Origin of the sequence: Mycobacterium rhizamassiliense, assembly GCF_900157375.1 — a bacterium.
GTDB classification, from domain to species: Bacteria; Actinomycetota; Actinomycetes; order Mycobacteriales; family Mycobacteriaceae; genus Mycobacterium; species Mycobacterium rhizamassiliense.
Genome location: NZ_LT721901.1, coordinates 101,737 through 119,773, shown reverse-complemented (window position 1 = coordinate 119,773; position 18,037 = coordinate 101,737). Strand labels below are relative to the sequence as shown.

Below are 18,037 nucleotides of genomic sequence, written 5' to 3'. Positions count from 1 at the left end.
ACAGGAATCCTATGACCACCAGGACCGCCGACGATCTCTACTACGACCCGTGGGACGTCGACCTCAACGCCGACCCGTATCCCATGTTCCGGCGCATCCGTGAAAACGCGCCGCTGTACTACAACGCCGAGCACGACTTCTACGCGCTGAGCCGGTTCGATGACGTCAACCGGGCGCTGGTGGACCACCAGACGTTCAGCTCCGCGCGCGGGGTAGTGCTGGAAATCATCAAGGCAGACATCGAAATCCCGCCGGGGCTGCTGATTTTCGAAGACCCACCGGTGCACGACATCCACCGCAGCTTGCTCTCGCGCGCCTTCACGCCGCGCAAGATCAACGCCCTCGAGCCGATGATCCGGGAGTTCACGCAACGGTGCCTGGATCCGCTGGTCGGCGGCGATCGGGTGGACTTCGTCACGGATCTCGGCGCGATCATGCCGATGCGTGTGGTGGGCATGCTGTTCGGGATCCCCGAGGACTACCAGCACCGGGTCCAGCAGGACGGCGAGAAATTCGTGCGGACCAAGCGCGGCGGACGCATGACCGACAACACCGACGCCAAGCTCGCCGATGGGGAGGTCTTCGCCGATTTCATCGACTGGCGCACAAGTCATCCCGCCGACGACCTCACCACCGAGCTTCTCAACGCCGAGTTCGTGGACGAGAAGGGCGTCACCCGAAAGCTGCACCGCGACGAGCTGCTGATGTTCATGAAAGTCGTTGCCGTCGCGGGCTCGGAGACGACGACCCGGCTGATCGGCTGGTCGGGCAAGTTGCTGTCCGAGCATCCGGACCAGCGTCGCCAGTTGGTCGACGACCGATCGCTGCTGCCCGGCGCCATCGAGGAGCTACTGCGTTTCGAGCCGCCCGCGTTGCAGGCGGCGCGGTACGTCACCCGCGACATCGAACTCCACGGCACGACCGTGCCCGCGGGAAGTGCGATGCTGACGTTGATCGGCGCCGCCAACCGCGACGAACGGCGGTTCGGCGAGGATGCGGAAGCCTTCGACGTGACGCGGGTGGCGCGTCAGCACCTGACGTTCGGCGTGGGCGCCCACTACTGCCTTGGCAATGCGCTCGCCCGGATTGAGGGACGAATTGCGTTGGACGAGATCATGACTCGATTTCCCGAGTGGGAAGTCGACCTCGACGCGGCCGTCTTCTCGTCGTCCTCAGCCGTGCGTGGCTGGGACAGCATGCCGGCGCATGTCTAGGTGACTTGTGCGGCCTGCAACAGGTTGTCGGCGACTTCCCGGTGCCAGAAGTCGTTGGCGTGGACGGTGCTGACCTCGATTTCGAAGCGATCGGTCATGTCCGGGGTGACGTCGGCGACGTCGACGTAAAACTGCTCGTACCACCGGCGGTGCTGGTAGACGGCGCCGTCCTCTTCGGTGAGCAACGGATTGTCGATGCGCGTCTTGTGTTTCCAGATTTCAACGTCCTCGAGGAAGCCCTCGCCGAAGGTGCGGCTCATCGTCCCGGCGAGCTTGGCCGCCTTGTCGGCGGGTAGGCCGGGGATCTCCTGGACCGCGACGCCCCACTGCAGCACGAACGAGTTGTGGGTGACGGGGTAATGGCAGTTGATCAGCGCCACCTCGAGGGTGAATTCCGGCGCCACGTCGTTGTGCAGCCAGTTGATCATGTACGCGGGCCCGAAGTACGTCGCCTCGGAGCGAAGTTTGCTTCCCTCCCAGAGGTTCTCGTAGTTCTTCGTGGTGTCGGGCCGCGCCTTGGACTCCATGAGCTGCGTCGCGGTGTGGCCTTCGATGATGTTCTTGAAGAACGTGGGGTAGGCGTGGTGGATGTAGAAGAAGTGCGCCATGTCGACGTTGTTGTCGACGATCTCGCGGCAGTGCGCTCCCTCGATGAGGATCGAGTTCCACGACCACGGCGACCAGGTGCCTTCGTCGTAGCCGTCGATGGTGGGCGGGAGCAGTTCGGGTGGGGGTGCGGAGCCCTCGGGGTCGTGCCAGACCAGGAGTTGGCCGTTGACCTCGCTGGTCGGCCAGCGCCGCGTACGGGCCAGCCGCGGTGTGCGCTTCGCGTAGGGCACCAGGGAGCAGCGGCCGGTGGAGCCCTGCCAGCGCCAGTCGTGGAACGGGCAGGCAACCGAGTCGCCCTTGATGGTGCCCTGAGACAGGTCGCCACCCATGTGCCGGCAATAGCCGTCCAGGACGTGCAGGTCACCGGCGGAGTCGGCGAACACGACGAGGCGGGAGCCAAACGCGTCGATGCCGTGCGGTTGCCCGTCGCGGAAGTTCTCGGCCAGACCGATGCAGTGCCATCCGCGCGCAAAGCGCGTCATGGGTGAACCCGTATCGATGTCACGAATGTCGTTGTCGACCGCGACCACGGCCCTACCTCCTCAATCCCACCGTTAGACAGTTTAAGCACAACTGGGCATCGGCTATGACGCCGCGATGGGTAAAGTCGTCGTTCGGGTGAAGTCCTGAGGACGGTTGATGAGCGATTCACTGATTTCTAGCGACCACGGTCCGGTGCGCGTCCTGACGCTGAACCGCCCCGAGGCGCGGAATGCGTTGAGCCGCGACCTCATTCGGGCGCTTTATGCCGCACTCAAGGAGTCGGATGCCGACGAGTCCGTGCGGGCGGTGGTGCTCACCGGTACCGACCCGGCCTTCTGCGCCGGCCTCGACCTCAAGCAGGCCGCGCGCGATGGAATGGACTATTTCGCCGAGTTCCAGACGAACAGCTGCATCGCCGCCGTCGCCGAGATGCGCACCCCGGTCCTCGGCGCGATCAACGGGGCGACCTTCACCGGAGGTCTGGAGATAGCGCTGGGCTGCGACTTCCTCGTCGCGTCGGAACGCGCCGTGTTCGCCGACACCCACGCGCGGGTCGGCATCCTGCCCGGTGGCGGGATGACGGCTCGCCTGCCTCAGGTGGTCGGCGCCGCGATGGCGCGCCGGCTCTCGATGACCGGCGAGGTGGTCGACGCCGCCCGCGCCGAACGTATCGGGTTGGTCACCGAAGTGGTGCCGCACGACCAGCTGCTTGGCCGGACCCTCGAGCTGGCCGCCCAGATCGCCGAGGTGCCCGGTGCGACCATGCTGGGGTTGAAGGAGATCTACGTGCGCGGCAACTCCGCGGTGATCGGCCCGGCGCTGGCCGCCGAGGGCGACATCGCCGGAGCGCACAAGGCCGATCTCGTGGGGCTTGGCGACCGCTTCGGCGCCGTCTCGGCACGCAACAGAAGCCAGATCGGCGGCGAGTCAGCCCAGTGAGCCGTCGATCACCATGGCTCGCAGCGCTTTTCGGTTGAGCTTGCCGCTGGGCAAGGTGGGTATCTGCTCACTTGTCGCGATCGCCCAGCGCGTAGGAACCTTGTAGGCGGACAACTGATTTCGCGCACGCGCCGCCAGGGAGGAAACGTCGATCGCCCCTTTTGCCGGGACGACGACGGCACACACCTCCTCGCCCCGCTCGGCATCGTCGATCCCGACAACCACGCACTGCGCGACGTCGTCGAATTCCTCGATGACTGCCTCGACCTCGAGCGGGGAGACGTTGGCGCCCGCCGATTTGATGAGTTCACTGGTGCGACCGACGTAGAACAGCCGCGGGTCGCCTTCCCTGCGATAGACGCGGTCCCCGGTGCGGTACCAGCCGTCGGCGTCGAAGGTCTCCCACCGCTCGCGTTTGTTGTAGCCCGCCATCGCCCCGATCCCGCGGACCCAGAGCTCACCCGTGGAACCCTCCGGGACCGATGCGCCCCCTTCGTCCACGATGGTCATCTCGGTGTGGACGAAACCCCCCGCGGTCTCAGACATGGTGCGGTGCACCGGGAATCCGTCGGGCACGTCGATCATCGCAAGGTCCAGCGGCCCGTCGCGCAGCATCGGCGCGCTGGACAGGTCGCGGCTGGAGAACGTGGGATGCTCCCGCAGGCGCTGGGTGAAGGCGGGCCATCCCACGATCCCGCTGGCACGTTCGCGTTCCACCAGGTCCAGCGCCGTGCCGGCGTCGAGGCGCGGCAGCACCAATAGCGTGACGGGTTCGTGCAGCGCCCCTGTCACGGCGAGCAGCCCGCCGATCCAGAAGAAGGGCATCGCGCACAAGATCTTGGTCGGCGATGCGGGCCCGGTGAGCGCTCGAATGGCGCTGGCCCACGTCGAGGTCTGCCGGACCACCGTGCCGTGGGTGTGCAGCACACCCTTGGGGTCCGCGGTCGATCCCGAGGTGTGGATCATGATCGCCAGATCGGCGGGGGAGACCTCGTCCTGGACTGCGGTCAGCACCTCGTCCGAGACTCCCGCGGCGGTGTCGGCGTCCCAGCGGCTCGCCCATTCCCGATCCGTCTCGCCGGTGAGCACGATGCCGCGCAGGTACGGCGCCGCCGGCAATGCCAGCCGCCCGGCCCGCTGGCCGGACAGCTGCGGCAGCGCGGCCTCGAAGCGTTCGGCGACGTCGATGTTGAGCACCTGGCCGGGGGCGACCAGCAGCCCGATGTCGGCCAGCCGCAGGACTTTTGCGATCTCCGCCGGTGTGTACAGGGTGCTCATCGGGACGGCCAGCGCGCCGATCCGCGAGACGGCAAGCCACCAGGTGACCCATTCGATGCCGTTGGTGAAGAACAGCCCTACCCGGCTGCCCTTCCCGACGCCGTCTTGCAGTAACCGGCGCGCAATGTGCGCCGAGCGCCGCTCCGCCTCCTCGTAGGTGACGCGCTCGGTCGGGGTAACCACGTAGGTTTCCTGGCCGAACAGGCGCACGCTCTGTGCGAGCAGCGCGGGGATGGTCAGCGGTTGTGCTTGGGTCACGACGCAGAGGCTACTCAGCCACGCAACGCCCTTGCCGTCGGCGGTGGCACCCAGCTGCGCAACGCCTTGCGGCCAATCAACTGGCAACCGTGGGTGTAGGCCAATTGCTTTGCGGCAGAGGTGAACTCTTGATTGCTCACGACGATGCTGCGGGTACACCCATGATGACGCGCGCCCGCCACCACCTGCTGAACGGCCGAGACACCCACCGTCTTGCCGTGCCGCTTGCACTGGATCGCCACGTACTGGCCGTCCTTCTGCACGATCAGGTCGACGCCGTAGTCGCCGACGACGGGGGTGAAGCTGACCTGCCAGCCCGCGCGCTGCATGCGTGCGGCGACGTAGTCCTCGAACTCGACGCCGTCCATGGCGTCGATCTCCCCCATGCCCGCATTGGTCCCCAGCCGCCACCGCGACCGACGGTAGGCCGGCTGGATCAAGCCGGCGAAAAGCAGACCACAGGCCGCTCCTGCTACGCCGAATGCGACGCGGTGCCCGATGAAGCCGACCAGGAGCCCGAAATACAGCGGCAGAACGACGAACGCCGACCTCAAGCCGCTGTGCATGAGCTGATGATAGGGATCGGCTAGGACAACTTAGGACAAGCTAGGCGGAATCCTTGCCCAATCCGCTTTCCATGAAGCGGCCCATGGTCATCACCGCGCGGCGACGTGGCATGAGCCGGGTGTTGAGCAATGTCACCAACCGGTTCGGGTGTCCGGGCATAACGAGGTGTTTGCGGCCGATCGCCTTCAGCGTCTCCGCTGCGGCGTCCTTCGGGTCGGCGATCTGCCATCGCGGGTATTTCGCAAACGCGTCGCCTTGGGTGTCCATCAGGCCGGCGGACATCACCAGCACGTCGACACCGGTGCCGCGGGTTTCGTACCACAGCACCTCGCCGAAGACGATCTGAAAGGCCTTGTTGGCGCAGTAGGCCCCGGTGTAGGGCGCCGGGGTCAGGCCGGCGCCCGACGCCACGATCACGATCGACCCGCGCCCCCGCTGCGTCATCAGATGCGCGAAGCGGTAGATGAGGTTGACGTAGGCGCGCGCGTTGATGTCGATCATGGAGTTGAGCACGTCCAGCGACATGTCGAGGATCTTCGGCGTGTCCTTCGGGGTGTACATGTGATTGCAGACGAGGACGTCGACGTCGATGTCGCTGAGCTGGTCCATGATTCGCGGGTAGACCGACAGATCGCCGAGATCGACAGCGACGGTGCGCACTTCCACGTCATAGTTGGTTCGAAGCTCCGCGGCCCGCGCTTCGAGCTCCTCGGCAAGGATGTCCACAAGGACGAGATTGATTCGGCGGCTGGCGATTTCGCGTGCATAGGCGAAGCCGAGCCCTCGCTCGCCGGCGCTTCCGGTCACCAGCGCCCACGAACCCACGTATCGGTCAAGGGGATGGCGTCGACTCACGAAACCTCCAAGGCGCTGTCCTGTCCGGCCTGCGAATCGTACGGCCCAGCCGCTTCAGGCCGGTGCCGTTTGACGGAATCGGCGCAGGCCTATCGCGCGACCCCGTGGGGGGCCAGGAGTTGCCTGGTCACCGACTCATCCGGATGGGCATCCGGCCAGCTGAGGTGAGGGGCGTGATGTCCCAAATCGGACTAAACTTCACGGCACAGTGCGGGCGACCGAAGGGGGTCCATTGTGGCCGAACAACTCGATGTTGACCTCGTTGCTCTGAACGTGGGGAGCAACCACGTCCTGAATGGGATCGGTGAGGCTGCCATCGACTTCGTCGGGCATGAAGGCGGACTGGCCGATGCGGCCCCAGGTTGGGTTGGGTCGTCGCAGCTGGCGCTGGGTCAATTGGCGGCCCGGTGGGAAGCCCGACACAACCACCACAAGCTCCAGGTGGGTGGGCTGGGTTCGCACGTCGCCGAAGCGATGGTCGGTTACTCCACGAATGAAGACGATTCGACCCGGGCGCTCAGGTCGGTGCGAGAGCAGGGGTGATCGGTGGGCTCGTTGACTCCTGCTGACGTCAAGCGCTGGGACCCCAACGCAATCCACGCGGTGTTCCAGACAGCCAGCGGGCGGGCAAAGACCTTGCAGCACTTGGGGGATAGCCTGGATCAGGCTCACAATGTTCTCGCTGATTGGCAGGGAGAGGCGGGAGATGCTTTTCGCGTCGACCTAGGCAAGATTCGTCGCGACATTGAGACCGACGGGGCGGAATCCAAACAGGTGGCCGCGGCGGTGTCGCAGGCCGAGGGGGACGTGACTGCGTGCGAGCGCGAGCTTGATGACGTCGAACGGGCCGCCCAGGCGAATGGCTGGTCCGTCACAGCGGACTGGCGAATTAAGCTTGGCGACAAGGGGATCGATACCCACCGGATCGACCTCGCCAACGAGCTACAGATATTGCAGGGCGAGCTCAACGCCTGCAAGGTGCATGCCCACAACGCCGATCACGAGCTCGCCGCGGCTATCGGCTCCGCGGTGGGCGACGTTCCGGCAGCCCCCGCGGGCCCCCGGGCGGGCGGCGCCCCGCCGCAGCAAGGACCACCGAACCCGGCTCCCGGGGAAAAGCCAAAGACATGGAAAGACCTGTTGATGCCGGGCGGTCCGGCAAGTGCCGGACCCGACGGTGCTCCGCCGAAGGGTGTGCCGGATCCGGCCGGCGCGGGTGTCGGGGGCAAGCCAAAGACGTGGAAAGACTTGGTGTTGCCCGCCACTCCCGCAGAGGCGGCCCCCGGCGGCGCCCCGCCGAAGGGCGCGCCGAACCCCGCGGCTGTCGGGCCCGGCGGTGCCCCACTGAAGAATGGGCCGCCTTCCGCCGGTGTCGGAGGCGCCCCCAAGACGTGGAAACAAATGCTGTTGCCCGGCGGCCCCGCAGACGCCGGCCCCGGCGGCGTCCCGCTGCCCCGGCCGAGTCCCGCGGAGTTGGAGAATGCCAGGACGTTGCTTCGCAAAGTGATGATGACCGATGGGACGCCGCCGGATCAGATCGAGGCGCGCATCAACGAGTACCTGAGCACCACCCCGCAGCAGTGGATCGACAGATCGATACCCGATCACATGCCCTCCGAGCCGAAAGCACCGCCACCCCCTGGATTCGGCGAGGGATTCGGTGACCGCTGGTTCGCCACGGAACAGCAGATCCATGATCTCCTTGGGGTAGGAGGAAAGGGCGCACCCGGTGCGCTCAAAGCTTGGGCGCAGCTGCTCAGCGGCACCGCGGAGACGGCCGTGAATCCGGTCGGCGGGGCGATCAATGAAGCCCAGAGCGCGCTGGACTCGCCGAGTCCCGCCTACTTCTTGGGCCAGAAAGCTTCCGACGGTGCCTGGGCGTTGCCCGGGATGATCTTCGGTGGGGAGGGTGCGGCGGTAGGCAGAGTGGCTGACCTTGAGGCGGCCGGGATCGATTACGGCCCAACACATTTGCCACACGCGCCGATCGGCCTCGATAACCCTATCCACTACCATTCGTTTGCAGACCAGGCGGGGCAAGATCTTTATTCCGCGTTCGCACACGGAGAACCCACCACGGACCTCAACCGCGTACTCGCTGACATGTCGACCCACTACGTCGGCGACAATCCTGACAGGGTGATCCTGGGCAAGTTCGACGGCCACGATGGCGGTTACATCGGCGGAGGCAGAGGCGAGGGTGGCATCTATTTCGATACGGGCGATCCGGCCTGGGACGCCATGACCTATGGACTCGGCAAGCAAGAGCAAAGCCTGGTGTGGCCGGTCAACGAACAGTTCCTCCGCGCGCAGATGGAAAATCATGTCGGGCGCATCGACTACATCCTCGATCGCGAGAAGTACACCTCGCTGGAGGACATGATGCTTGGTCGTGTGGGGTCATATTCGGCAATGGAGGTTGATTTTTTGAATCGTCATGCTGCAGCATACGGATACGAACGAGTTGGCAATTCTTGGGTTTACATTGGAGCAAAGTAGCTGTGGCACTTCGGTTTTCCTCAGAAGTTCAAGCCGTCATCGGGCCGCTGCTCACGGAACTTGGCTTCGTCCTCGATGAGATCGACGACAGTCCCGATGAAGGCGGGAGACGTCAGCACGTCGTCTACTACCGCTCGGGTGACTGCAAAGTTCAGGTTTACGAGTCGTCCCGTGAGGGCGAAGTAAATTGCATGATTGCTCCACTAGACGTCCCCAACGAGTTCGGCCTACGGGCCAAAAAATGGCAGTACTTCACCCGGTTCGTTGAACGGCCCGATCGTCCACTGGCGGAGTTAGCCGCACTCGCGAGGGCTGAGTATGAGTCCTTCGCGAATCCATTGGATTGGGTACGAGATCGCATTGCTAACTATTACGAGCCTGCGCACGCTGGCATTCTCGAGATGTATGGCGCACCGTAGCCATCCGCCTCCGAGAATTGGTGAACAGGGGAATCTTTGATGAATACGGACCGCGTCTCGGACGATGAGTCCGCAAGGCTTTAACGTGAGATCGACCGACTGTCGACAAAACTTGGCGTTCCTCCCATGCCGGTTGGGCTCCGTACCCGTGACGGTCTGAATGTTTATGTCGACGACGACGGCTCGTTTCACTTCACTTTTTACGAGCGGGGAAAGCTTGGCTTCGATCAGACAGGCAGCTTAGACGATCTTCTCTACTGGTACTGCGAAGACATAGCCACGAGCCAAGCCGCGAAACGTGTGGGCGATCGCGCAGAACGCTTCAAGTATGAATACCAAGTACTAAGTCAATTCGACGTTCGATGGGCAAAGCGGCGGGTGCGTGAACTCGCCACAATGTTCTGCAATGGTCAACCAGAAGATATTTCCTTGCTTCCCGACATCGGCGAAGCGCCATGAGCCTCAACTAAGTGGGTCGAAAGTCGTCCGCGGCGCGGGGTCTTCACGGTCGACCTTGCAGCATCGACATGATGCCGTCGCCAGGACAACGGCGCCGATCTATACGAAGATGAGCCGGTGCGAAAGCTTCTCGTGGTCGCGAGCCTGGCCACCGTGATCGGCGTTGCCCCGCCCGCTCAGGCCGACCCCACCCCGTCCGGCCCCGACGCCAACTTTTTGGCCCAGCTCGACAAGGCCGGCCTCACCTATCACAGCCCCGCCGCCGCCATCGCGGTCGGCAGGCGGGCGTGCACGCTGATGGACCAGGGCAACCCGGAATACAACGTCATCCAAAACGTGTCGACCAGCAATCCTGGGTTCAAGGGTGACGGCGCCGACCTCTTCACGCACCTCGCGATCAGCGTCTACTGCCCGCAGCACCTGGGTGATCCGGCCACGCCGCCGCCGCCACCGCCACCCAACCCGGGGGGCATCTGGTTCGACCTGACGTTGCCCGCGCTGCCGGCTGCCTAAGCCGCGCGCGGCTCAGGAGCGCGGGGGCAGGCGCACCACTTCGACGAAGAAGCTGTCGATCTTGCGGATCGCCTTGAAGAACTGATCGAGGTCGACCGGCTTGGTGACGTAGGCGTTGGCGTGCAGGTTGTAGCTGCGCACGATGTCCTCTTCGAGTGACGACGACGTGAGGACGACGACCGGGATCGAGTCGAGGTCGGAATCGTTTTTGATCTGCTCGAGCAGCTGGCGCCCGCTGTACTTGGGCAGGTTGAGATCGAGCAGGATCAGGTCCGGCCGTGGGGCTTCGGCAAAATCTCCGCGCCGATAGAGGAAGTCCAGCCCCTCCTGGCCGTCGTGGGCCACGTGCAGCCTGTTGCGGATCTTGTTTTGTTCGAAAGCTTCGCGTGTGATCAGTTCGTCGCCGGCATCGTCTTCGACCAGTAGCACGTCAATCGGTGTAGTCGCATCCATCACTGCTGCGTATCCCCTTTTGCGGTGCGGCTGACTGCGGTTGGAGTGACGTGGCTGAACCAGGCGCCACCGGCTACGCGCGTGACTGGACGTAGACCTGAACCCTAACGACCGGCTCTCCGGCGCGCCGGCCAGGCCCCTTCGCACAACTTGGATTGGAATTACCCAAACGGGGGTACCTCCGACTTCGGTCGGGGATAACTAAACAGGTGCGTAATAAGGAGAGGCCGATGTGATCGTCTCCGGGATCGTTCTTGCGGTAATCGGATGTATGTCTGGACTGACTGTTTTGAAGGCGATCGGCGGCATTCTGATCGTCGTGATGTGGGGCCGCTCGCGGGTGTTCTGGCCGACCGCAGCACCCGGCTTCGAGGTAGCGGACGCAGAATTCGACGCCGGCCGGCAGGTCGCACGCGCTTCCCGGCCACCTCGGCACTTGCGCCGGATCCATCGGCACCGAAGCGCCGAATCCCCCGCTGCGTCCGTGCGCGCGGCGTAGTGGGCACACTCCCAATTAGCTTGTAAGACAAGGAAATCAGGCGCACCGATTACGGGGTTGAGGGTGGACCCGGCGGTGTGGCGGGATCGGGTTGCGGGCTGGGTGGCGGTGGCTGCGGCGACTGATCTTTGCAGTCCGGCAGGAAGATGATGGTGCCCCCGACCATCGTCCAGGTGACCCCGCACGCTAGCGGCGCCACCGCGGGAGTGTGGGCCGTGGCGATCAGCCCCACGACCATTCCGGTAGCGATCGTGGGGCGAACTAGGCGAGCGACGAACTTCAACATGACCCCGGGTCGCTAGTTCCTGGTTCTGCCTTAGGGCAAGGCGGATTTTCCGAGTGTGAGAGAAGCCGGGACTAGCCGCAACTCGAAACGATCCGCGGGCGGCCGAAAGTGATCAGCGCGATCAGAATCCGGCGACCAGGGCGTTGTTTTCCGGGCAGTACGCGCGCACGGAGATACCGACATAGGCATTGGCGCTGCCGCTGAGGCCGGGGTTGCTCGCGCGGAACGCATCGGCTTCCTGCTGCACCGTCACTCCGCGCCCGATGTCCTGGCACACCATCTTGCCGTTGTAGATGGCGGCCTCCGGATTGGCGAACGAGATGCCCCGGTCGTTGAGCGTCTGGACGTACTTGTTGTCTTGGTCCGGAGTGGACGCGATCGAGGCCGGGGCGGACGAACCGCTCGTCGGCGCGCCCTGATTCGGCTTCGGGCGTGCGGCGGGAGGTTGGGCCGCGGACTTGCTCGCCGGCTGCGAGCCGCCCGATTTGTCCTGCCCGGTCAACAGCCAGCCCGCCAACACGATGGCACCCGCCAGCACCACGCCCGCCGCGACGAGCGCACCGGCCCTGCCCCAGGTCGAACTCCATGACCGCCGCAGCGCTCCCGGCTCGCTCCTGCTGCCGTCGGACTCGTTTACGTTGCCCGCCTCGTCGTTGCTCGACCAGGCTAGACCGACCGACTCGGTGGGCGCGGAATTGGGAACGGCAGCCGTTTCGCCGACGTCCTGCGCGGCGGTCTCGTCGCCACCATGGACGTGCTCGGACATGAAGGCCATGGTAGCCATCGCCGCCGTGGGCGGCTCGCCTCGCGTCCCGGCGCCCTATTGAACTCGCACCCAACAACCTCCTAGGCTGCCGCCATGCCGATCGATCGTGCCGCGCTTGTCGCGGGCAGTATCCGACTCGCCTCAGGAGTCCACTTCCTTGTCGACCCCCTCGGTGCGAACCGGCTGTGGGGTGACCCATCGGAGCCGACGCCGACGGCGCGACTGTTGTTGCGCTCGATGGCCTATCGCGACGCGTTGATCGGCGGCCTGCTCGCGACGGCTGGCCTGCGCGGCAAGAACACCCGCGGCTGGTTCCTTGCCTCGGGCGGCGCCGATGCGGCCGACCTGCTCGGCGGTTTGAGCGTGCACAGCGAGCTTCGCCGCTCACAACAGCTCATCGGCCTGGGCGGCGCCGTGGTCGGCATCGCGGTGGGGCTGTGGGGCGCGGCACGCCCCGGGCCGAAAGCGGCGGAGCCTCCGGCGAGCTGAGCCCGCTCCGAGCTAACAATTTGCTGGCCAGGACTCGGATGCACTCGGTACGCTCAGGCCGTGCCTGAAACGGCGTACGCAGCCTGCGGTGATCTCAGCCTCGCCTACCAGGTGTTCGGCCAGGGCCCCATCGATCTGGTGTTCGCCGGATCGTTCGTCAGCCACGTCGAGATGTTCTGGGGCATGCCCGAGTTCGAGGCGTTCATGCAGCGGCTCGGCACCTTTTGCCGGGTGCTGCTATTCGACAAGGCCGGCGTCGGGTTGTCCGATCCCGTGCCTAAAGTTCGCACCCTCGATGATCGGGCGGCCGAGATCGAGGCGGTCATGGATGCCGCCGGGTTCGGCAAAGCCGTCCTGTGCGGGGCGAGCGAGGGTGGGCCCGCGACCATGCTGTTCGCCGCGACTCGTCCCGAGCGCACCCGGGCGTTGATCCTCACCGGTGCGTCCGGGTTCGCAGGGTGGTCGAGTTGGGAAGACATGGAGACGGACCCGGCCGCGCTGTGGGAACGGATGCAGCCCAGGCTGGGTGACGACTACACCCCGACGGTGGATCAGATCGCCGGCTTCCAGCGCTTCGCCCACGCCGTCCGCACGTCGTGGGGTACCGGCGAAGCCATCCGGTGTCTGCTGCCATCGATCGCGTCGACCCGGCAGCTGGCATTGCTGGAGCGCATGAGCGCCAGTCCGGGAATGGCACGCGCGACGTTGGAATCGTCGTTCCTCATCGACATCCGGCCGGTCCTGCCGACGATCAGCGCCCCCAGTCTCGTCATTCATGCCACGCGAGATTTCGTTCCGGTGCAGTTCGGCCGATACCTCGCCGACCACATCCCGGGCGCGCGCATGTACGAGGTCGACAGCGATGACCATGTGCCCTGGATTGCCGACCCGGATGGAGTCGTGCCGGTGATCGAGGAGTTTTTAACCGGGAGTCATGGGGCCCCGCTGCAATCCCAACGGGCCTTGCGCACAGTGCTTTTCAGTGACATGGTCGCATCGACCGAGCGCGCCGCGGCGGCGGGCGACGAGCGATGGCGTGCGGTGTTGCAGCGCTTCGACGAAGTCACCAGGCAACAGACCGAGCGCTTCGGCGGGACCGTGGTCAAGAGCACGGGGGACGGCCACCTCACCACCTTTGACGGCCCGACCCAGGGCATCCGCTGCGCGGAGGCCTTGCACGGGGAGGCCGAGAAACTGGGCATCGAGATCCGCATCGGAATCCACACCGGCGAGTGCGAGCTGCTCGACGGCGATATCGGTGGGATCGCCGTTCACATCGCCGCGCGCATACTCGGCCGCGCGGGTGCCGGTGAGATCCTCGTCTCCCGGACCGTGACCGACCTGGTCGTCGGTTCGGGCACGGGCTTTCACGACCGCGGCAGCACCGAGCTGCGCGGGGTGCCCGGCACCTGGCAGCTGATGGAGGTCGATCGCCATGGTGCGCGCGCCGGATCCCGCGAAGTGCAGCTCGCGTCGGCGCCCACCCCGGGCCCGCGGACCTCGATGCGACGGTCCGACCGCGCCGTGGCGTTAATGGTGAAGCGGGCGCCGTGGATGTTTCGGGGGATGGCCCGGCTGGCGTCGCCACCGAGCGCGGCGGATTAGCTACCGACTAGCCGCCTGCACCGCGGACCAATAGTCACTTTCCCGCTCGGTCATCTCGTTCGACGTGACCGCACCGAAAACCGCTGCCTCATAGGCGAATCGCTCGGGCGCATCGGGCAGCGCGTCGGGGCCCTCGAGCCGGAAGCAGCTGGGCGCCAGGGGGCCGAACAGCAGCGCGCGGCGCAGCTGCGGCCAGTTGTCCAGGCGTGGTTCCACCCCGGCGGCGCGGGCGAAGGCGATCGCGGCGAGGTTCATCCGGGTCTTCTGTGACGCTCGCCGGCTGGCGCGATAGGCGTCGATGGCCAGCCGTTGATCGCGATCGCTGGTGGGCGCGGCGGCGCCGCCCCAGGTGTACGCGATCCAGCGGGCCTGAAGTTCCAGCGGCACGAAGTATCCGCCGGACTGGTCCCACATGCCCATGAACGCCAGGCCGGGAAGGTCGGGGTGAAACGTGTAGCGGTCGGCGTCCATGTGCACGGCATCGAGGTCGAGGATCGCCTGGATGTCGGCGCTCAGGTACGGCAGCGACAAGCCGAAGCCCGTGCCGAACACGATGCCGTCGAACTCCTCGGCAGCACCGTCGGCGAAGGTCACGGTGGCGCGGGCGACACCAGTCATCCACGGTCGCACGATGATTCGGCCGTCGGCCACCAGCGGAAGGTAGTCCTGGCTGAGCGTGACACCGGCGGTGAACAGTGACGGGTCGGGCGACGGTGCCCCGTATTGTTCCGGGCTGCCGGCGGCCTCGATCACGATCTCCTTGAGTTGTCGGTCGATTTCGGCGGGTGCGAGAGCTTCCGCAGCAAGGGCGCCGTAGCGGGTGTGGATCAGGTGGTCGGACGGGACGCCGGCGGCGAACTTCGGCAGGACGTACCGCTGCCGGCGTTGGGTCACCACCACGCGCGCCGCTCCCGATTCGGCGATGTCCGACGCGATCTCGAGCGCGCTGACCGCAGACCCGGCGACCAGCACCCGCTTGCCGCGATAACGGGACCCGTCGCGGTAGTGGTACGTCGAGATGGCCCCCGCCGGGCCGCAGAAGCTCTCGATCCCCGCGACGGCGGGGATGACGGGGGCATGAAACCTGCCGGTTGCCAACACGATCCGCTCGAAGTTCTCGATTGTCCCGTCGTGGACCACCCGCCAGCCGACCCCGTCCCGGTCGATCAGGTCGGCGCGGGTGCCGAGCCGGATGCGCGACGCGAGGCCGAACATTTCGGCGTAGCGGTGCAAATACTCGAGCACCTCGTGACTCGACAGGTAGACGTCGCCGCCCTGGTGCTCGAGGTCGCTGAACGCCGTGACGGTGCGACTGCTGTTGGCGTGCATGCCGGGCCACACTCCGCTGTGCCCGTCCAGGCCGGCCCACTGCCCGCCCAGCGTCGGCGCCTGTTCGAAGATCGTGGGCTCGAAGCCCTGCGACAGCAGCCACCGCGCCGCGACCAGCCCGCCCGGGCCCGCACCGATAACGGCAACGCTGCTTGTCATCACCCGGAACTGTCGCATACGACTTCGATGCGGTTGACTGGTGACCGGCACTCGGCGAAGGGAACAATCATGGGTTTCGGCGTCCTGACGTTTGTCACCGACGAGGGCATTGACCCGGTGGAGCTGGGCAGAGCCCTCGAGGCGCGGGGGTTCGAGTCGCTCTTCGTCGCCGAGCACACGCACATTCCGGTCGACGCGAAGACCCCGTACCCGCTGGGCGGCCCGACCCCGCGGAAGTACCACCGGACGCTGGATCCGTTTGTGGCGTTGACCGCCGCGGCCGTGGCGACCGAGAAGTTGGTGGTGGGTACCGGAATCGCCCTTGTCCCGCAACGAGATCCGATCCTGACCGCCAAGGAGGTGGTGTCGTTGGATCTGGTGTCCAAGGGACGGTTTCGTTTTGGCGTCGGCGTGGGCTGGCTGCGTGAGGAGATCGCCAACCATGGTGTCGACCCCTCGGTCCGTGGCCGGGTGGCCGACGAGCGACTGCGCGCGATGATCGAGATCTGGACGCAGGAGAAGGCAGAATTCCACGGCGAATTCGTGAACTTCGACCCGATCTACAGTTGGCCGAAGCCGCTGACGAAGCCCTACCCGCCGCTCTACGTGGGCGGCGGACCGGCGAGTTTCAAGCGCATCGCCAGGCTGAACGCGGGGTGGATCGCGATGGCGCCGTCGGCGAAGGTGCTGGGATCTCAGCTCGAAGAATTGCGCACCGTCGCCGGGCACGACGTCCCGGTGATCAACGTCCACATGGGCGAATCGACGGCGAAAGCGGTTGAGGGTTACCGGGACATCGGCGTCGAGCACGTACTCGTGGAGCTGCCCACCGAACCGCGCGACGAGACGCTTCGGCAGCTGGATGAGCTGCAGGCCGAGTTTGTGAAGCTGGCGTAAGGCTAAGTGCCACAGAACGTTTGATATTCGCCGAAGTCCGCGGGCGCGGGCTCGGCATAGCGCTCGAACCCTGGCCGCTGGTCGTACGGCGCGCTGACGGCCGTGAGCAGCTGCTGCACCGGATGCAGATCGCCCGCCGTCGCCGCCGTCAGGGCTTCCTCGACGAGGTGGTTGCGCGGGATGTAGATCGGGTTGGCGCGATCCATCGAATCGGCGTCCGGACCCAAGGCCTTCCAGCTCGATAGCCAGGTGTCGAAGCCGGCGAGGTTGGCGAACAACCCCCGCGCCGGCTCGGCGTCGCCGCGGGCCGCGTCGGCGAGGTGGCGGAAGAAGGACGTGTAGTCGACGCGGCTCTCGGTGAGCAGGCCCAGCAACTCATCGACCAGCGACGCGACGACCTCGGCGTGGATGTCGGGAGGCAATCCGAGCTTGGCGCGCATGCCGGACGACCAAGTGTTCTCGTACTCGGTGCGGAACACATCGAACGACTCCTCGGCTAGTGCGATGCCCTCTTCGATGCTGTCGGCGAGCAGGGGAAGCAGCGTCTCGGCGAACCGGGCCAGGTTCCATCCGGCGATGGCCGGCTGGTTGGTGTACGCGTAGCGACCCCACTGATCGATCGAACTGAACACGGTCTCGGGGTGGTAGGCGTCCATGAAGGCACAGGGCCCGTAGTCGATGGTTTCGCCGGAGATCGTCATGTTGTCGGTATTCATCACCCCGTGCACGAACCCGATCGACATCCATCGGGCGATCAGGGACGCCTGGGCGGCGGCGACGGCCTGGAACAGCGCGAGATAGGGGCGCTGCGCCTGCGCCGCGTCGGGATAGTGGCGGGCGATGGCGTGGTCGGCGAGGCGGCGCAGCAGGTCGACGTCGCCGGTCAGGGCGGCGTACTGGAAGCTGCCGACCCTCAGGTGGCTGCTGGCGACACGGAGGAGCACGGCCCCGGGCAGCACCTCTTCCCGCCGCACCGGGCGCCCGGTGCTCAGCACGGCCAGCGAGCGCGTCGTCGGCACGCCCAGGGCGTGCATCGCCTCGCTGACGATGTATTCGCGCAGCATCGGGCCCACCGCCGCCAGGCCGTCTCCGCCGCGGGCGAACGGGGTGGCACCCGAACCTTTCAGCGCGATGTCGCGTACGCAGCCCTGGTCGTCGGCGAGTTCTCCCAGTAGCAAGGCGCGCCCGTCGCCCAACCGCGGGACCAGGCCGCCGAATTGGTGCCCGGCGTAAGCCTGGGCCACCGGGGCCGCGCCGTCGGGCACCAGATCGCCGGCCAGAAACCGCAGTCCGTTGGGGCTGCGCAACCATTCGGCGTTCAGGCCGAGACGGGCGGCCAGCGATTCGTTGAGGACCAGCAGGCGCGGATCGGGCGGAGTTTCGGCGCGCCAGGCCACCCCCAGCTCCGGCAACTCGCGGGCAAAGCGATCGTCCAGGACAACGCTCATCTCGGGTGCAACG

General features: G+C 66.0%; 19 protein-coding genes. 10 read left to right on the top strand and 9 right to left on the bottom strand.

Annotated elements, in window-relative coordinates; all coding sequences use genetic code 11:
* Positions 1–11 precede the first annotated feature (11 nt).
* Positions 12–1,214 carry a cytochrome P450 gene (locus MRAB57_RS00565; RefSeq protein ID WP_077085829.1) on the top strand — a complete coding sequence of 401 codons (1,203 nt, stop codon included), beginning with the start codon at positions 12–14 and terminating at the stop codon, positions 1,212–1,214.
* Here MRAB57_RS00565 and MRAB57_RS00560 read toward each other — a convergent pair.
* Positions 1,211–2,305 (bottom strand): 3-ketosteroid-9-alpha-monooxygenase, oxygenase component, encoded by a 1,095-nt coding sequence (locus tag MRAB57_RS00560; protein ID WP_077090299.1) that lies wholly within the window; start codon positions 2,303–2,305, stop codon positions 1,211–1,213. The genes MRAB57_RS00565 and MRAB57_RS00560 overlap by 4 nt on opposite strands.
* A gap of 157 nt (positions 2,306–2,462) precedes the next feature.
* On the opposite strand from MRAB57_RS00560, the gene MRAB57_RS00555 reads away from it, so the two are divergent.
* Positions 2,463–3,245: an enoyl-CoA hydratase gene (locus MRAB57_RS00555; protein WP_077085828.1), complete on the top strand. Its 783-nt coding sequence runs from the start codon at positions 2,463–2,465 to the stop codon at positions 3,243–3,245.
* Here the strand turns inward: MRAB57_RS00555 and MRAB57_RS00550 are convergent.
* From MRAB57_RS00550 to MRAB57_RS00540, 3 genes are read right to left on the bottom strand one after another with little or no spacing between them, the layout of a single operon-like run.
* Entirely contained in the window at positions 3,234–4,781 is a 1,548-nt protein-coding gene (locus tag MRAB57_RS00550; protein ID WP_083743256.1) for a class I adenylate-forming enzyme family protein, read from the bottom strand. The two genes, MRAB57_RS00555 and MRAB57_RS00550, sit on opposite strands and share 12 nt — an antisense overlap.
* A gap of 14 nt (positions 4,782–4,795) precedes the next feature.
* A complete protein-coding gene (locus MRAB57_RS00545) occupies positions 4,796–5,347 on the bottom strand; it encodes a restriction endonuclease (RefSeq protein ID WP_077085827.1) in 552 nt (183 codons plus the stop codon).
* A 40-nt stretch (positions 5,348–5,387) separates the two neighbouring features.
* Positions 5,388–6,203: an SDR family NAD(P)-dependent oxidoreductase gene (locus MRAB57_RS00540; protein WP_083743255.1), complete on the bottom strand. Its 816-nt coding sequence runs from the start codon at positions 6,201–6,203 to the stop codon at positions 5,388–5,390.
* A gap of 234 nt (positions 6,204–6,437) precedes the next feature.
* Between MRAB57_RS00540 and MRAB57_RS00535 the strand changes: the two genes are divergently transcribed.
* The 4 genes from MRAB57_RS00535 (at position 6,438) to MRAB57_RS00520 (ending at position 10,093) form a co-directional block, all read left to right on the top strand.
* Positions 6,438–6,746, top strand: a complete 309-nt coding sequence (locus MRAB57_RS00535; RefSeq protein ID WP_077085825.1) for an RNA 2'-phosphotransferase — start codon at positions 6,438–6,440, stop codon at positions 6,744–6,746.
* 3 nt (positions 6,747–6,749) lie between these two features.
* The gene (locus tag MRAB57_RS00530) at positions 6,750–8,702 is read left to right on the top strand and encodes a WXG100 family type VII secretion target (RefSeq protein ID WP_077085824.1); all 1,953 of its coding nucleotides are present in this window, start codon (positions 6,750–6,752) and stop codon (positions 8,700–8,702) included.
* Between the two features lie 545 nt (positions 8,703–9,247).
* A complete protein-coding gene (locus MRAB57_RS00525; protein ID WP_077085823.1) occupies positions 9,248–9,580 on the top strand; it encodes a hypothetical protein in 333 nt (110 codons plus the stop codon).
* Between the two features lie 117 nt (positions 9,581–9,697).
* Positions 9,698–10,093 (top strand): DUF732 domain-containing protein, encoded by a 396-nt coding sequence (locus tag MRAB57_RS00520; protein WP_077085822.1) that lies wholly within the window; start codon positions 9,698–9,700, stop codon positions 10,091–10,093.
* A gap of 12 nt (positions 10,094–10,105) precedes the next feature.
* On the opposite strand, the gene MRAB57_RS00515 is transcribed toward MRAB57_RS00520, so the two are convergent.
* Positions 10,106–10,546: a response regulator gene (locus tag MRAB57_RS00515; RefSeq protein WP_077085821.1), complete on the bottom strand. Its 441-nt coding sequence runs from the start codon at positions 10,544–10,546 to the stop codon at positions 10,106–10,108.
* A 232-nt stretch (positions 10,547–10,778) separates the two neighbouring features.
* On the opposite strand from MRAB57_RS00515, the gene MRAB57_RS00510 reads away from it, so the two are divergent.
* On the top strand, positions 10,779–11,045 hold the full coding sequence (locus MRAB57_RS00510; RefSeq protein WP_157900539.1) for a hypothetical protein: 267 nt from the start codon (positions 10,779–10,781) through the stop codon (positions 11,043–11,045).
* Positions 11,046–11,094: 49 nt separating this feature from the next.
* Here MRAB57_RS00510 and MRAB57_RS00505 read toward each other — a convergent pair whose 3' ends face one another.
* Both MRAB57_RS00505 and MRAB57_RS00500 read right to left on the bottom strand, forming a co-directional pair.
* On the bottom strand, positions 11,095–11,283 hold the full coding sequence (locus tag MRAB57_RS00505) for a hypothetical protein (protein ID WP_077085819.1): 189 nt from the start codon (positions 11,281–11,283) through the stop codon (positions 11,095–11,097).
* 169 nt (positions 11,284–11,452) lie between these two features.
* A complete protein-coding gene (locus MRAB57_RS00500; RefSeq protein WP_157900538.1) occupies positions 11,453–12,097 on the bottom strand; it encodes a DUF732 domain-containing protein in 645 nt (214 codons plus the stop codon).
* 93 nt (positions 12,098–12,190) lie between these two features.
* On the opposite strand from MRAB57_RS00500, the gene MRAB57_RS00495 reads away from it, so the two are divergent.
* A complete protein-coding gene (locus MRAB57_RS00495) occupies positions 12,191–12,586 on the top strand; it encodes a DUF4267 domain-containing protein (protein ID WP_077085817.1) in 396 nt (131 codons plus the stop codon).
* 60 nt (positions 12,587–12,646) lie between these two features.
* Complete coding sequence (locus MRAB57_RS00490; protein WP_077085816.1) at positions 12,647–14,191, top strand: adenylate/guanylate cyclase domain-containing protein; 1,545 nt, start codon at positions 12,647–12,649, stop codon at positions 14,189–14,191.
* On the opposite strand, the gene MRAB57_RS00485 is transcribed toward MRAB57_RS00490, so the two are convergent.
* On the bottom strand, positions 14,192–15,679 hold the full coding sequence (locus tag MRAB57_RS00485; RefSeq protein ID WP_077090297.1) for a flavin-containing monooxygenase: 1,488 nt from the start codon (positions 15,677–15,679) through the stop codon (positions 14,192–14,194).
* A gap of 69 nt (positions 15,680–15,748) precedes the next feature.
* On the opposite strand from MRAB57_RS00485, the gene MRAB57_RS00480 reads away from it, so the two are divergent.
* A complete protein-coding gene (locus MRAB57_RS00480) occupies positions 15,749–16,576 on the top strand; it encodes an LLM class F420-dependent oxidoreductase (RefSeq protein WP_077085815.1) in 828 nt (275 codons plus the stop codon).
* 2 nt (positions 16,577–16,578) lie between these two features.
* On the opposite strand, the gene MRAB57_RS00475 is transcribed toward MRAB57_RS00480, so the two are convergent.
* Positions 16,579–18,024 (bottom strand): protein adenylyltransferase SelO, encoded by a 1,446-nt coding sequence (locus tag MRAB57_RS00475; RefSeq protein ID WP_173813983.1) that lies wholly within the window; start codon positions 18,022–18,024, stop codon positions 16,579–16,581.
* Positions 18,025–18,037 lie beyond the last annotated feature (13 nt).

Excerpts from the sequence above, each read along its gene's own strand:
- MRAB57_RS00565 (WP_077085829.1), top strand. The coding sequence starts at position 12 with ATGACCACCAGGACCGCCGACGATCTCTACTACGACCCGTGGGACGTC.
- MRAB57_RS00560 (WP_077090299.1), bottom strand. The coding sequence starts at position 2,305 with ATGACGCGCTTTGCGCGCGGATGGCACTGCATCGGTCTGGCCGAGAAC.
- MRAB57_RS00555 (WP_077085828.1), top strand. The coding sequence starts at position 2,463 with ATGAGCGATTCACTGATTTCTAGCGACCACGGTCCGGTGCGCGTCCTG.
- MRAB57_RS00545 (WP_077085827.1), bottom strand. The coding sequence starts at position 5,347 with ATGCACAGCGGCTTGAGGTCGGCGTTCGTCGTTCTGCCGCTGTATTTC.
- MRAB57_RS00525 (WP_077085823.1), top strand. The coding sequence starts at position 9,248 with ATGCCGGTTGGGCTCCGTACCCGTGACGGTCTGAATGTTTATGTCGAC.
- MRAB57_RS00515 (WP_077085821.1), bottom strand. The coding sequence starts at position 10,546 with ATGGATGCGACTACACCGATTGACGTGCTACTGGTCGAAGACGATGCC.
- MRAB57_RS00505 (WP_077085819.1), bottom strand. The coding sequence starts at position 11,283 with ATGGTCGTGGGGCTGATCGCCACGGCCCACACTCCCGCGGTGGCGCCG.
- MRAB57_RS00500 (WP_157900538.1), bottom strand. The coding sequence starts at position 12,097 with ATGTCCGAGCACGTCCATGGTGGCGACGAGACCGCCGCGCAGGACGTC.
- MRAB57_RS00495 (WP_077085817.1), top strand. The coding sequence starts at position 12,191 with ATGCCGATCGATCGTGCCGCGCTTGTCGCGGGCAGTATCCGACTCGCC.
- MRAB57_RS00485 (WP_077090297.1), bottom strand. The coding sequence starts at position 15,679 with ATGACAAGCAGCGTTGCCGTTATCGGTGCGGGCCCGGGCGGGCTGGTC.
- MRAB57_RS00480 (WP_077085815.1), top strand. The coding sequence starts at position 15,749 with ATGGGTTTCGGCGTCCTGACGTTTGTCACCGACGAGGGCATTGACCCG.
- MRAB57_RS00475 (WP_173813983.1), bottom strand. The coding sequence starts at position 18,024 with ATGAGCGTTGTCCTGGACGATCGCTTTGCCCGCGAGTTGCCGGAGCTG.